General features: G+C 41.8%; 8 protein-coding genes. 7 read left to right on the plus strand and 1 reads right to left on the minus strand.

Annotated elements, in window-relative coordinates:
- Positions 1-4: 4 nt before the first annotated feature.
- Positions 5-7,597, plus strand: coding sequence for a translocation protein TolB (locus AB3N61_RS05200; protein ID WP_367898646.1), 7,593 nt, complete (start codon positions 5-7; stop codon positions 7,595-7,597).
- Between the two features lie 217 nt (positions 7,598-7,814).
- Here the strand turns inward: AB3N61_RS05200 and AB3N61_RS05205 are convergent, their stop codons facing one another.
- Positions 7,815-8,891, minus strand: a complete 1,077-nt coding sequence (locus AB3N61_RS05205; protein ID WP_367898647.1) for an aminopeptidase — start codon at positions 8,889-8,891, stop codon at positions 7,815-7,817.
- Here AB3N61_RS05205 and AB3N61_RS05210 point away from each other — a divergent pair.
- The 6 genes from AB3N61_RS05210 to AB3N61_RS05235 all read left to right on the plus strand — a co-directional run bounded on the left by AB3N61_RS05210 (position 8,890) and on the right by AB3N61_RS05235 (position 15,166).
- Positions 8,890-9,990 (plus strand): S1C family serine protease, encoded by a 1,101-nt coding sequence (locus AB3N61_RS05210; protein ID WP_367898648.1) that lies wholly within the window; start codon positions 8,890-8,892, stop codon positions 9,988-9,990. The two genes, AB3N61_RS05205 and AB3N61_RS05210, sit on opposite strands and share 2 nt — an antisense overlap.
- Before the next feature lie 25 nt (positions 9,991-10,015).
- Positions 10,016-11,320: a pyridoxal phosphate-dependent aminotransferase gene (locus AB3N61_RS05215; protein ID WP_367898649.1), complete on the plus strand. Its 1,305-nt coding sequence runs from the start codon at positions 10,016-10,018 to the stop codon at positions 11,318-11,320.
- Between the two features lie 3 nt (positions 11,321-11,323).
- Positions 11,324-12,115: a glutamate racemase gene (gene murI / locus AB3N61_RS05220; protein WP_367898650.1), complete on the plus strand. Its 792-nt coding sequence runs from the start codon at positions 11,324-11,326 to the stop codon at positions 12,113-12,115.
- A 70-nt stretch (positions 12,116-12,185) separates the two neighbouring features.
- The gene (lsa19, locus tag AB3N61_RS05225; RefSeq protein WP_367898651.1) at positions 12,186-12,797 is read left to right on the plus strand and encodes an adhesin Lsa19; all 612 of its coding nucleotides are present in this window, start codon (positions 12,186-12,188) and stop codon (positions 12,795-12,797) included.
- A 53-nt stretch (positions 12,798-12,850) separates the two neighbouring features.
- Positions 12,851-13,888, plus strand: coding sequence for a phosphoribosylformylglycinamidine cyclo-ligase (gene purM, locus AB3N61_RS05230; protein WP_367898652.1), 1,038 nt, complete (start codon positions 12,851-12,853; stop codon positions 13,886-13,888).
- Between the two features lie 21 nt (positions 13,889-13,909).
- Entirely contained in the window at positions 13,910-15,166 is a 1,257-nt protein-coding gene (locus AB3N61_RS05235) for a chloride channel protein (RefSeq protein ID WP_367898653.1), read from the plus strand.
- The last annotated feature ends 21 nt before the right edge of the window (positions 15,167-15,187 follow it).

A 15,187-nucleotide genomic window follows, 5' to 3' on the forward strand; every position in this document is an offset into this window, starting at 1 on the left:
GGAAATGAAACGGAGTATTTTCCTTTTACCTTTCTTTTACTTTTATTGTGCCGTTTTTCAATCCTCGGAACGGGTGCGGCCGATCGAGTTCGATTACGGTCCGATTTCCAAAAACTATTTTAATCCCGAAAATGATAAACCGTTTCCCTTAACGGTCCAAAGAGGGAACAATCTATATAACTCAACCACCAAGGATGGAAGATATCTTTTTTATACGACCGGTCAAAAAGGAAATTACGATATTTGGTTTAGAGATCTCAAAAGTTCCATAGTAGTTCCGGTTACGGAACATCCTTCTTCCGAATACAAACCGGCGATCAGCCCGGATGGAAAAAAACTAGCTTTCGTATCCGAACAATACGACACGGCGGGAGATATCGTCATTTTAGAAATAGAACCTGAAGTCTGGGCAAAGAGGATGTTGGAAGGAAAAAGGTTCCTAAGTGATGATTTTGAGTTCATTACAAATCCAGAATATTCGGATATTACTAAATCGGATAGATTTTCGGATTCGGATCCTGTTTGGGGGAAGGACAGTAGAGTCTTGTTGTTCTCTTCCGATAGGCTGACTCCTGGAACTCCCAATCTTATCTTATGGGATACGGAAGGAAAAGAAAAGCCGGTCTTACTCACCAGGTCCGGAGCGGTAAATCCATATTGGTCGCAAGACGGAAACACAATTTTATATCTTTCTTATGCGGATTCCAGAGAAGGAGAGATCTACTCTTTTGATCTGCAGACCAGGAAGACCAAACGACTCACCAACGATAATTATTTGGATTTTTCTCCCAGTTTATCTCCCGACGGAAGGTATTTATTCTACACATCCATTCGTTCCGATTCGGATGGAAACCGAAAATTGGATGAAAGAGATAATAGTCTGATCATTCGATTGGATCTTTCCGACATGAAGGAAAGAAAACTGACCTCCGGAAATTTTTCATTATTCGATACTAGATATTCTTCCTTTAACGGAGGAAGTATCCTGTTTACCGCATCATATTATGGAACCTTAAATATCTATTTCCTACCTTTGAGCGGATCTATCCCTAAGGCCTCAAATATTTCCGCACAATTCGAACTCGCTAAAGAATACGGAAAAAAACAATCCTTGGACGATTATCTATTGGCCTTAGATTCCTTGGAATTGTATTTTAAGGAAGATCCACTCTATCCTATTTTTAGGGCCAAGGTCCTAAACGAAAAATATTCAGTTTTTAAAAAGTCGGGTAAAACATCGGAGATCAAAAAGGAGATGGTTACTTCCCGTTTGGACCCCAAATGGGGATTTGCCTACGTGTTCTATCTGGAATCAGAGAATAAAGGGATCTCGGAGATCAAAGAATATTTGTCGAATATTCGCGCTCATGCGGATGCACAGGTGACCGGTGCGATCTTAGAGGAGATCGGAAATCTGGAGGAAAAAGCCGGTAGATTAGAAGCGGCTTTGAGTTCAAAACAGGAATTAGCGAACCGATTTCCGGAATATTATAATATTCATGAAATTTTAAGGAATATCGGCTCTTTGCAACTTAAGGAAGCAAAGAATAAGGACTGGACCATTCCTTTTACACTTTTGCAAGCGGCGAACGAATCCGAATCCAAAACGATAGAACTTAGGAATTTATACGGACTATTCGAAGAGCAGATCCTAGCGGGTAAATCGGATTCCGAAAAAATTTCTCTCTCCGAAAAAATAGAATCCGCCAATAAGATCAAAGAGCGTTCTCCGGTATTATATAGATTTTTAATGTATACCAAAGCTGCCGGGCTTTCAGGACAAGGCAGCTTTGCCGAGAGTAATTCCCTTCTGGACCCCTTATTAAAAGAAATAACTCCCAAAGATCCGCTTTTTTTAAGGATACATCTATTAAGATCTTCTAATTTTAAAGGTCTTGGGAGTGTTCGTTATTCTTTGGAATCTTTACGCACATTTTTGGAAAATTACGATCATGATTCCGGAGTAGAGATCTCCGACAAAGAAATGGAAAGGTTCTTTATTTATTTCGAGAATCTTGCCCGAAACTATGAGAATCGCTCCGATTTTTTCCAGGCATCACTTCATTATTTTTATAATACCGAAAATATGTTCCTGGCAAAGAGTAAGTCGCTCTTTCAAGACACGGTTTATAAGGATTACGCCATATATTACCAAAAATTAATGGTGGATACTTCCTTTAAGTTGGCGAGATCGGTAAGCGAGAAAAATGCATCCGGTATTTTAGGGAATTTGAATCCACTGGAATTTGATCCATTGGACAAAAAGGAAGGACTAATTTATATCGATCAGTACTTTGAGAAGGAGAAAATCCTGCCGAGAGCGAGAGCCTTCTTGGATCTTGCTACATTGTACGGATACGCTTACTATCTGATCAATCGATCCGTGATCCGAGAGACCTATTATTATAATTCCGGCACGATGGATCGAGTTAAAAAGGAAGCGGCCTTAAGGGATTATAAACAGGCTGAATACGAACTCAGGTGGATCATATTCGCGGAGCCTACGTATCATGACGCTTACCAGCTTTTAGGTTGGTTATACCAATATGTGGACATCATGAAGTCCAGAAGGCCTAACGATAAGGAACCCGCCGATGAGGACAAATATAAGGACGAATATTCCAAATATTTTCCGGAGAAAAACTTCGAGGAGAATATAGAGTTATATAGTCAGATCTTGGAATTACTCGGCGAAAATTTCCAAAACAAAAAAGCTCTCTCCGACCTGAGACTAAATTTAGGGAATAATTACTTTTTGCTGAAAAATTATCCTAAAGCGGATGAACAATATTCTTTGGTCGAATCATATTCGAATTACATAATATCCAAAGCGCAATTCGAGGATTATAGGCAAAAGGCAGTCTTCTTATTCAATTCCGCGCGCGCTTCTATGTATATGTCCAAGTATGGTGATGCGGTCCGGAAGTTAAAAACCGCTTCGGATATATACTCTAAAAACGAATTTTTACAATTGTATTCCGGAACTGATTACGCGAAAAATCTACAAAGTTACAGAGAAAAGCTCACCTTACTTAGGACCCTGACCGGTTTGTCCTATATGGAATTGGGAGAATATTCGCAGGCGCTTCCGTATCTGACGGAAGCACTAGAACTGAACGAACCGTCCCGATTGGTAGATCCGATCAATATCAGAAACGCATTAGCAATTTCTTATCAAAAATTAGGTTATATCTCCAAATCGGAAGAAAATTTGAAAGAAGCGGAGAAGGAAGCCTATTCCCGCAAAACCCTATGGCTTCCAAAAAAGGTGAGTCCTAAATTTTGGGAATCTGTTTGGGATTCCATTTGGGATCTCGTTTTTGAAACGGTACTTCCTGATTCCGTTCGAATTTCGGGTTCCGGTAGATTTCCGGAAGCGATCCCTCCCGTATTCCAGCCGTTATTATCTTCCGGGATACGAGTAAACAATCTTGTATTAGAACAAAACTATCGTTTGGCAGCGGAAGAAACAAACAAACGATTGGGGTACATTAGTAAGAAAGGACTAGGCAAAACATTGGCCGGGCAATTAGTGCAGTCCCAATCTTATGGAGACCTAGGATTTTTTCACTATAAAAGAAATGAATTCGAAAAAGCTAAATTGGCTTTTTTAGAAGAGAACGAATTTCTAAAAGAGTCGGCGAATCTATCCGGAAGATCCACCGGTAGTTTTAAAAGATATTTATACTCCTTGTTCGCCTCAGTAGAAGCTTCCGACAAAAAGGAAAAAAACGGTTATTCGGAAGAATTAAATACGGCACTGGAAGAATTGGACAGATTTAAAAGGGAGTCCATGCAAAATTGTATTTCTTCCTGGTCGGAAGATCCGTTAGAGGGAAATACCGTTTGTTCCCAGGCATTTTATAGGCAATATTATGATTTTGATATATTGAAAGCGACTGTTCTCTATTATTTAGGGGAGGAAAATCTAAAAAATGGGGAATGGGTAGAAGGTTTCGAACGATTAGGGGTCTCTTCTTCTTTGTTGGAAACTCCTTCCGGTTTACCGAAAGAGATCATTGGGCTTTCGAAAGATCCGTTCCCCAGAAAAGAGAGAGTATTACATTTTTTAAGTAGAGCTAGCGTATTTTACAGATTAGGTGATTTGGAAAAAGCGGAAGAATGCCTAAGGGCCGCGGAAGAAATGGCCAATGATTTTTATTTCGGTGCGGAGCTTATTCAAACCTGGGTCCTACAAGCGAGACTGGATCTGATTTCAAAAAGGCCTGACAAGGCAAAAATAAAATTAACCAAGGCAGAAGAACTTCTTAAAAAACAATTCCATTTGATCTCCGATAATAAAAGTTTTCTGTTAAGGGATTTATACGAGACCAAGATCAGGGCGGAATTCGACTCCGGAAACTCGAATGCAGCTTTTAACGATTGGACTAGGCTACAAAGATTATTAAATTTCCGTAATTTCCAAAAAGGTAATTGGGAATTTAGGGAAGCCCGGGAAGAATATACAAAATTCGAATCTGATTGGAAAAACTATAGAAACACCTATTTTAAATATCAGATCGCTTTGGAAACCAGAGGGGATATCAAAAAAGAGGAGCTTGCATTAACTCAAGCCGCATCTCAGGTTACTAAAACCTTGGGGATCCTAAGGTCCAAGCTCCCGAAAAAGGTGTCTTTTTTGGATCCTTTCGGTGCAGTTTTAGAGGAAAGTCTAAACCAGGACGAAACTGAAATTCGTTTATTAGAATCGAGAGGTTCAGTATTTGTACGTATCAAAAATTCCTCCTCTTTAAAATTTATGGATTTTGAGAACGAAACCAAAGCGGAAAGCTGGATCAAATCCCATTTTGAAAAATCAGGTCGTAGTCTGCTTATAGATCCTGGAAATACTTCCGTAGGCGAGAAGTTAGACTCTCAACTTTTCCGGGTCAGTTTTAAACTTTCTTCTTCCGTTTTAAATAAGGAAGAAAAAACTCCCAAAGTGATCTCTTCATTTTTACCGATTTCCGGATGGAATTATAGAAGGGTAGATTCCGACTCTTGGACTTCTATATTAGAAGATACTGATGTTCTTGTAAGCCCTTTTCCGGAGATCAAAGGAGATTCTGCCTTCGGGGAAAGAAAAAGAGACACGTTGGAACTCCGGGAAATTTTTTCCAGAGAGCATAGATTAGGCGCAGTCATACTTACATATTCCGAAAGGCCGAGCTGGCAGCAGATCTTAAAGATCTATACGGGACTTTCGGGTTCCGGTGTGAATGTAATGTATCTATGCCCCGGCGAATCTTGTGTAAAAGAGTCCCTTGAGGAAATTTTTACAGGGAAAGTTTCAAATAATTCTACGATCCGCTTCGGAATACTTTCGGAAAAGTCTGGAAATAGAAACATAGAAGCGGAAAAACTTTTTGCCAAGTCTAGAAAAGATGAAAGGATTTCGGATTTATCGGAAGTGTTTTCCGATCTGCATAAAGCCCGGTCTTACGCGGAACCGAATTCTCATTTGGCTCTAAAAATTGAATCGGATCTTTTGAGAGCTTATCAAAGATTAAAACCAGATCTATCTTTGGATAAAATTTTCTCCTTACGTTATGAGAATAGGGATCTAAATTCTCAAAGGGAATTGGGATTAAATTTATGTTTGTCCAGGTTACTTGAAACGGAATTTAAGGAGTGTGGTGAGGTCCCTTTGCCAGAGGCGAAGATAGAAATTCTAAACGGAATCTTGTCTTTAAAGGAAGGAAAATTCCCCGGCACATCTTTAAACGCAAATATTTCCGCGGATAGATATGATCCGTTCCTATTTAGATTAAAACTTTCTAATTTGGCTTTGGAAGCGTATTATCCGGATCTAGCTTCTACTCAGCTTGGACTTGCAAAACAATTTATCACTTCCGGTACGGATCTGGAAAATTGGAAGAAGATGGAGGCTCGGATCCGAAAGGAACGAGCACTTTTGGAAGAAGAGGAAGATTTATACGAATATTCCGATCGAATCGAAAGGGATCCCAAAGAGAGAAATTATCAAAGGCATTTGGCATATTTAGAAAATCGTAAAAAACTCGGACATAGGATATCTCCACTTTCTTTGTATTCGGAGATCCATAGTTCTTCTACGGCTTTATTCCAGACATTGGATGCGGAGACTCGATCTTCCGTTTTGGATCTTCTTCGTTATTCTCTTCCCGAAGAGACTGGGAAGGAGATGGAAGAATTTTTACATTCTTTTGTGGAGCTGGAAAAACTTAAGAAAAATTCCCCTAGACAAACAAGGATCATGCTAGAGTTTGCAAAAGCGTATCTCTCCAGGGGAGATTACGATAAGGCAAAGTATTGGGTTTCTAAATCTCAAGGAATTTCGGATGAGTTCCATTCTTCCGAGATAGAATTTATTAATTCTAAAATTTCTTATTTGGAAGGCAAAAGACCGGAACAAATACGCGGATCGAATTTTTCGGAATATCTTTCCGAATACGAAACTGCCTCTTCTAAAAAGTCCGCCGAGTTTGTGGAATTGGCGAATCGTTTTGTTAAGCACAGAAGAAAGAAAAAATTTAGCCCGGCAGAAAGAAGGGAACTTAACGATTTTATAACATATTTGCAGACTCTTTCTTTTCGGCAAAACGATTCGGAAACGTTTTTCGATCTGGGATTAATTAAAGACAAAATTTCCGCCGTTCGTCCCGTTTTATTTGGGCGTTCCGTTTCTTATTCCGATCTTCCGAATTTTAATAAGGTATCCTTTATTTTGGAAGAAAAGATCCCCGAAAATCAAGAGTTTCTCGCTTTGATGGATCTAGGCTTAAAAACTTTCTATATCAAGTTTACAAAAGGAAAGTCAAAAGGGGATCTTGCGTTCAAGGATAACCGAAAGATAAAGGCTTCCATTTATAAATATAATGAAGAAGCGGATAAGGGAGGAGCGGAGGTATTACTCAGAGAAGCTTTGGAAACGGAGATCCGTCAGAATATTCGTCCTTCTAAAAACAAGACTACGTATCTATATCTTTCTTCTTATCATTTTTTAGCTCCTATTTTGCCAAAGTCGGAAGAAGAGATCTATTATGTTGCGGATCCGGAAACTTTGCTTAAAAATCCGATCCACAATGAGAAACAAGAGTTCTGGGACGGTTTCGGGATCGTAACCAAAGACGATCCGAATTCTCCGGATTGGTATTCTCAGTTGGTGCAACTGGAGAACTTGGAACTTTCTCCTAAAGGAAATCCTGCGATCACTCCTTTTCATGTGGTTCGCGTTCCTTTGGTGGAAGATGGAGAGAAAGGGATCTTGTTCGGAAATCGCTCCGTTTCCGAAGTGGAGAGTGGTTATTTTCAGGGTGTTTGGATATTGGCTTCTTCCTTCTTGGAAGGTTTTGGGAATGCTTCTCTGAACTTAAGAGATTCCTTATATTATTTGGGAAAATTCTGGAAAGGCCCGGGAATCGTGAATCTGGGATTCCAGACGGATACTCATAACTCTAGATTTTTAAAGGAGATCTCTTCCAGAAAAGAGGACCCTAAAACTTCCCTTCGGAATCGTTTTTTGAAAACGATGGATACTATGAGAGAAGTATATCCTGTGGATAAATACTGGAACGGGTATCGTCTGTTTACGACTTCCTTTATTTCGAAGGAGTAGTTGGACGGTACTGTGGCCTAGTTTGTAGGAATTCCAACATGAATACGAAGCCGGCCCCCACCCAAAATTTCGGGTGGAGGAGGAGGGCTTGTGGGAGAAGCCTGGGATCCTATATCATAAAATTTAATTTTTTACAATCGAATTTTACGTTTTCTTACATGTTGGAATTCCAACATTTGGGTTACTATTATTCGTCAATTACTGTCTAAAAGGAAAATTACTTCCCCTCCAACAATACTTTTCTTTCCTCCGCCGTTTTCTCTCGTAACTTCCTCATCTCCTCGTGAAATTTAGAAAAATCCTTTCCGACTTCTAAAAATCTTTTTCTGAAATAGGAAGTTCCAGAATTGTATCGAAGTGTTCCGATAAAATCTTCGTTATTCCAATCTTTCTCCGCGAGTTTTTTGGAATTGATCCTGGTCCATTTTGTTTGGAGAAGTTTTTTACGGAAGTCGCCGATGATCTTCTTTTTTTTCTCTCGTAATTGATCTTCTGTCCCGCCTTCCGAATAAGCGGCTTTGAGTATATTGGCAGTTTCGAAAATTAAATTTTTATAAAGTTTTGTTTCTTCTTCCGATTTTTTTCTTTCCGAAAGTAGTTTTGGACCTCCGATCTTTAGGATATATGCGTCCGAGCCTTCGTCTTCCACAAAACTTGCATAACTTTCGTTGAAGATAGAGTCTCCCGGGAAATATACAGTCGCGTGGGCCATTTCATGGATGACGATAGAGGCTAAATCTCCCGGATCTTCGTAAAGTTGAGAAGAGAATAATGGATCTTCGAACCATCCTAAAGTGGAATATCCTGCAGTGATCCGTATTCTAGTATCGAAACCTTGGTCTTTCAGAAATTGTTCTTCTTCTTTCGCTTTTTCTAATTGGAAATATCCTTTGTATGGAACCGTCCCTGCGATCGGGAACCACCATGTATAGGATTCGAATCGTAATGGATGGCAGGCGCTTACATGCCAACCGATTGCTGGTCGGTCCAATTGTACAAAACTTTTAAATCCGCCTTCGGGAGAGAGTGCGAGTTCTTGGATCCCGAATTCTCGGATCTTCTCCACTTCTTTTAATTTTGTTTTGGTAGTTTCAGGTATTTCCGGATCGGCTAAAACATCCGAGATCGCTTTTCTTTGCAACAGGATCTTTGCCTGTTCTTTTCCCAGATGATAGAGATAGGGAATACATCCTTGGCCGGAAAAGAATAGAAAAAACAAAACGGGTATCCCCGAAAAGAATCCGAGTCGACGATTCTTTCCGTTAGGTAGAAGGTGGGTTGAGTCTGATTGCATGAATTTTCGTCTTCCTAAAATCGTTTGGGTCAATGTCGGACTTTTGGTTTTATTCCTATTCGTCCTCATTCTCCCGGGAGAAGGAGGTTTGTCCTCCTTTTTCCGAGGCGGCAAGCCTCTCAGTTATTCCGACCAAAAAGCAGGGATCGAATTGCAGAATGCTTTTCGTAACGTTTATAATTCAGCAAAGGGTTCCGTAGTTTCTATCCGGACCAAAAAAACGGAAGCGATCACGAGTCCCTATCAATATTTCGATTATCGGACCGAAAAACTTTCCTCTTTCGGGAGCGGGTTTCTGATCCATGAAAAAGGGTACGTTGTCACAAATTTTCACGTTATCTCCGACGCGGAAAGTATAGAAGTAATTGCCTCCGATGGTAGTGTTTTCCCCGCTAAGTTTGTGGGAAGCCATGAAAGAGCGGATATTGCTCTTCTGAAAATCAAAGAAGGAAGCGGACTCAAGCCTGTTTCTTTCGGAGATTCGGACAAAATTGAAGTAGGGGATTGGGCGATCGCGATCGGTTCTCCTTTCGGTCTGGAAAGATCTTTTTCCGTGGGCGTAGTTTCCGCAAAGTACAGGGAAGATCTGGATGAGACGGGCCAAACTCATATCCAGACAGATAGTATGATCAACCCAGGTTCCAGCGGTGGTCCGCTTCTTAACATTTACGGAGAAGTGATCGGGATCAATCGTCTAATACGGAGCGACTCAGGTAGGAATACCGGCATCGGATTTGCCATCCCGATGAATTACGCCAAAAAGATCATCCAGCTGATCGAAGAGAATAAAGGTAGGATTATCCGACCTGCTACCCTGGGTGTGATGGCGACAGTTCCGCTTCCGGATCACAGAAAGGCTCTCGGAATTCCTGCGGATTGGAATGGCGTCTTGGTATACGATATGGATCCAGGATCTTCTGCGGAAAGTTCAGGTTTGAAACGATACGATTTCATTATGGAAGCAAACGGGATCCAAGTGAAAAATATTAATGATCTGAGGGAACAGGTCGGAATAGTAGGATTAGGCGGCAGGTTAAAACTTAGGATCTACAGGGAAAAATCCCTGGAAGAACTGACCGTTCGATTGATACAGAAATAATTTTTCTAAAATCATAAGGCTAGACATGAGAAGAAATATCGTTCATAGCGGTGCTGACGCTCTCATTTACGAGATCCGTCAGATCGTAGGAGTCGCTAAAAAGTTAGAAGCACTCGGAGTTCCGATTACGTACGAGAATATCGGGGACCCCATCCAGAAAGGAGAGAAGGTCGCTCCTTGGATGAAAAAAATCGTTTCGGATCTGATCCTCGAAGATAAGTCTTGGGCCTATACGGCTACCCAAGGATTCGAAAAAACTAGAAACTTTTTAGCGGACAAAGTGAACGAAAGAGGCGGAGCCCAGATCACCGCAGATGATATTTTATTTTTTAACGGACTTGGCGACGCGGTCGCTAAAATTTTCGGCTTCTTAAGAAGAGAAGCGCGGGTCATAGGACCGAGCCCTGCGTATTCTACACTTTCTTCTGCGGAAGCGGCTCACTCCGGTTATGAGCATATGACCTATAATTTGAATCCGGAACAGGGTTGGATGCCCGATCTGGAAGATATCGAGAATAAGGTCAAATACAACGATTCTATCGCAGGTATTCTTCTCATCAACCCGGACAATCCTACCGGCGCTGTGTATGATAAAAACGTAATGCGTGAGATCGTTAAGATTGCGGAAAAATACGATGTAATGCTTATCTGCGACGAAACTTACGCTCATGTGAATTATTCCGAAACCGGCACAATCCATCTTTCCGAAGTGATCGGAAATAAGGTACCCGGAATGGCACTTCGTTCCGTGTCCAAGGAATTTCCTTGGCCCGGAGGAAGATGCGGCTGGCTGGAGATATTCAACAAGGATAAGGATCCTATTTTTGCACGTTATGTAAAATCTCTCTTGGATGCTAAGATGCTGGAAGTATGTTCTACCACACTTCCTCAAATGGCGATTCCGGAAGTATACTCCCATCCTCAGTTCCTTCCTCATTTGAAAGAAAGGAATGAGAAGTTCAAAAAGAAGGCAAAACTCGCAACCGAATCCTTTAAAGGACTCAAAGGTGTGACAGTTGTTGAACCTAAGGGAGCTTTCTATCTTACGGTTGCATTTGATAAGGGAGTTTTAGGCGATAAGATGACTCTTCCGATCTCCAATTCGAAAGCGGAAGAATTTATTCGTCCTTTGCTTGCGAATTGTGCTCCGGATCGTAGATTTGTGTATTATCTTCTGGCTTCTACTGGGATTTGCGTTGTGCCACTTTCTTCTTTCTGCACGGATCGAGACGGTTTCAGGGTCACTCTTCTGGAAGAAGACGAAGAGAAGTTTCGTTGGATCTATAGCACTTTAAGAAAGAGCATAGAGGATTACACAACTTCCGCTTAGGATATGAAAAACGATAAAGAAAGAGTTCCTAAGATCGGAGTGATGGATTCCGGAATGGGAGGACTTTCCGTTCTAAAGGAACTCTTGGATCTCCCATACTCCGCGAGTTTTCTCTATTACGGTGATCTTGCAAACGCTCCTTACGGAGAGAAGCAGACTTCCGAAGTTTTGGAACTGACTCGTAATGTGTGTAATATCTTCTTAGAGCAAGAAGTGGATGCGATCCTTCTCGCATGTAACACCGCAACCTCCGCATCCGCTTCCAAACTAAGAGAAGAATTATCGGTACCTGTGTTCGGAATGGAACCCGCGATCAAACCTGCACTCCTCGCTCATCCTGACGAAAAAATTGCGTTACTCGCCACTTCGGTCACTCATAGAGAAGAAAAATTGCAGGCATTAAAATCCGAATTAGGAGCATTCGAAAGAGTGGTCCATTTGAATTGCGACGGGCTAGCTAGCTTGGTGGACCAAGGGAAATGGGAAGAAGCCAGACTTCTTCTTCAAAACATATTAAAAATTCCTCAAGAACAAGGGATCAGATCGCTCGTATTGGGATGTACACATTACGTATTCTTAAAAAGCGAAATACAAGAACTGTATCCTGAGGCTATTCTTCATGATGGGAACCAGGGGACGATCCGCCATTTAGTCAGATCTCTTCATTTGGACGAAAAACAAGGGCAGCCCAACTATACACTGTTCTTTTCTTCCGTCACAAATAGGGAAGAAGCGGAGGGTTTTGCATCGAGTTTATTACAGAAGAGTTCCGGTCTCCCTCCCTATAAGAGGTAGAAATTTTTTTCCTAAAGAGGTTTTTTTTGGTTCCCGGTCTAGGCGCTTTGTATTAGCTTTATGAATCCGTATGAACTCTATATCCATATCAAAGCTAGTTACGATCCTGTTGGTTCCGAGCCTTTTTTTCTTCTGCAAACCTAAAGAGGAAGAAACTAAGGATGCAATTGTTTCCTTCATCGTAGGAAAGGCGACTGCGGAAAAAGCGGGCTCCGTTCTGAAAGCAAACGATCGTGTTGTGGAATCCGAAATCGTAAAAACGGATCAGGATGCCACCTTAGATTTAACCACTACTTTAGGGACAGTCCGACTCTTAGGCGGTTCCGAGGCTTCTATCGCCGCATTAAGAGCGGATCAAAATTATATTAAGATCAACTCCGGCAATATTTTGGTAAAAGTCGCCAAACTGAAAAAGAACGAATCCATCTCGATTGACACTCCTACCGTGGTTGCCGCAGTCCGAGGCACACAATTTTGGGGCCAAGTGAATCCCGCCAACGAAACGGGAACTTTTGCCGTTCGTGAAGGTAGTGTCCAGATTACCCGAAAAGACGACGAGGCTCGGGTTTTGGTAAAAGCGGGAGAAGCTGTGGACTTAGGACCTGGGATCAAGGCATTAAAAGTTCGCCCTGCGGCTGCGGGAGAACTCTCCGCAATGGAACAAATCGATCAAATGAAATAGCTTTTTTTCTGGGCATTAGACCCGATCCGGGAATTCTGTTCTGGAGCGGGTCCATGCAAGAAGAAATCAGTTATAAATCCGCCGGAGTCGATACGGAAGCCGGCCAAGAATTCGTCAAAAAAATCAAACAAAATGTGGAATCCACCCATGGCCCCAGAGTTCTCGGTGGGCTTGGAGGATTTTCTGGTGCCTTCGACGTTTCCTTTCTCAAAAATTATAAAAACCCGATATTACTAAGCGGTACGGATGGAGTGGGCACCAAGGTGGAGCTTGCTCGTTTATTCAATATCCATGATACGATCGGCATAGACTTGGTCGCGATGTGTGTGAACGATATTCTCGTCTCGGGCGGAGAGCCTTTATTTTTCTTAGATTATATAGCTTGCGGCAAATTGATCCCGGAAAGAATGGAAAGGATCGTCGCCGGTATCGTAAAAGGTTGTAAACTTTCCGGAGCGGCACTGCTTGGCGGAGAAACTGCGGAACATCCGGGCACCATGGACCAGGATGAATACGATTTAGGCGGATTCGTCGTAGGAGCAGTGGAGAAGGAAGACTTAATAGACGGATCCAAGATCAAAGCCGGCGATATCGTCTTAGGTTTAGAATCTTCCGGTCCTCATAGCAACGGATTTTCCCTCATCCGCAAATTGTATTTGGAGGGCGGAAGGAGACTTCCCGCAGATCCTGAGTTAGTCGGTTTCCTAAAAGAATTCGCACTTCGTCCTACAAGGATCTATGTCCAGAGTATACTGAACCTGACCAAGAAGGTAGAAGTGAAAGGAATGGTGCATATCACCGGAGGAGGTTTTTACGAAAACATTCCTAGGGTGCTTCCTGATGCATTTGCTGTAGAAATTCGAAGAGAAAAACTTCCGGAGAATCCGTTCTTTGCCCGAGTTCAGAAAGATTTTCCTTCTCTATCCGAAAAGGAATTGTATTCCACTTTTAATATGGGAATCGGATACATAGTCATCGTTTCTCCCGAGTCCGAATCCGGCGCGATCTCTGCCTTGGAAGAAAAAGGAGAACTGGTCCATAAAATCGGAGTAATCGCTTCGAAAAATAAAGAGTCTGTTCTTTTTGTCTGATATTTTCTAACCGGCAGATATATGGATAGGATCCAAGCTCTTTTAAAAAATCCAGTTTTCATCTTATCCAAAAAGAATCCTTTCATGCTTTCTAGATGGAGTATTTTATACGTACTCCTAGGGTTATTTGCAGGAGTATTCTCCGCAGTGTTCTGGAAAGTTTTGGAATATCTCACCAAACTTTTAGCAGGTTTCCAAGGACATTATGTAATTTTAATTATGACCTTGTCCGGTTTGGGCATAGGCCTTCTCATTTACTTCTTGGGAGAACCAGGAGAAATTTCATTAGTAATCGATAATATTCGTTTTAGGGGAGGAAGACTCGACCCGAAGAACAATTCTTCTATGAGTTTATCTTCTTTGCTTAGTATTTCTTCTGGAGGAAGTGTGGGGCCCGAGGCGCCTCTTGTGCAGATCACCGGTTCTTTCGGAAGTTGGTTTGCGGAGAAGATAGGATTAGAAGGAGAAGAATTGAGATCCATGACGATTGCCGGAATGGCCGCAGGATTCACTTCTTTATTCGGATCTCCTTTGGGCGGAGCGTTATTCGCTCTGGAAATCCTTCAGCACAGGCATGTGGTAGAATATTACGAAGCGTTGTTGCCGGCATTTCTTTCGAGTTGCAGTGCCTACTTCGTATTCTTATTTATGACGGATATGGGGATCGGACCAACATGGGAATTCCCGCAATATATTCCTGGTGGAATAGAGGACTTTCAATACGCAATCGGTTTCGGAATGGCCGGTGCACTCGTTGGTTGGATCTTTTATGGAATATTCAAAATTACTAAATTTTCTTTCTCTAAAATAACTCTTCCTATTTTCGTAAAGACCACGATCGGCGGATTATTACTCGGTTGTATCGCATATTACGAACCGTTGACTCGCTATTTCGGTCACGATCAACTGAACGAGATCGTAGTCACCAAAGGGAATTGGATCTTTTTCGGGACCTTAGCTATATTAAAGATACTGGCGATCAATATCACCGTTTCCAGCGGTTGGAGAGGAGGGATTATCATACCTTTATTTTTCGTAGGAGCGGTAGCAGGTAGGTTCTTCATGGATTTTTTTCCATCCGAGAATGAATCCTTTTTACTCATCTGCCTTATGGCGTCCGTAAACGCTTCCGTGACCAAAACACCGATCAGCACCACGATATTGCTCACAGGGTTAACCGGGGTTTCCAATTTTACTCCGGTATTATTCGCCTCCTTAAGCGGATATTTCTTATCTCCCAAGGCTCCGTTTATCGGCTCTCAAGCGGATTCGGTGTAATTTTGGATCGGATTCAAGCGT

Source organism: Leptospira sp. WS58.C1 (assembly GCF_040833995.1).
GTDB lineage: Bacteria > Spirochaetota > Leptospiria > Leptospirales > Leptospiraceae > Leptospira_B > Leptospira_B cinconiae.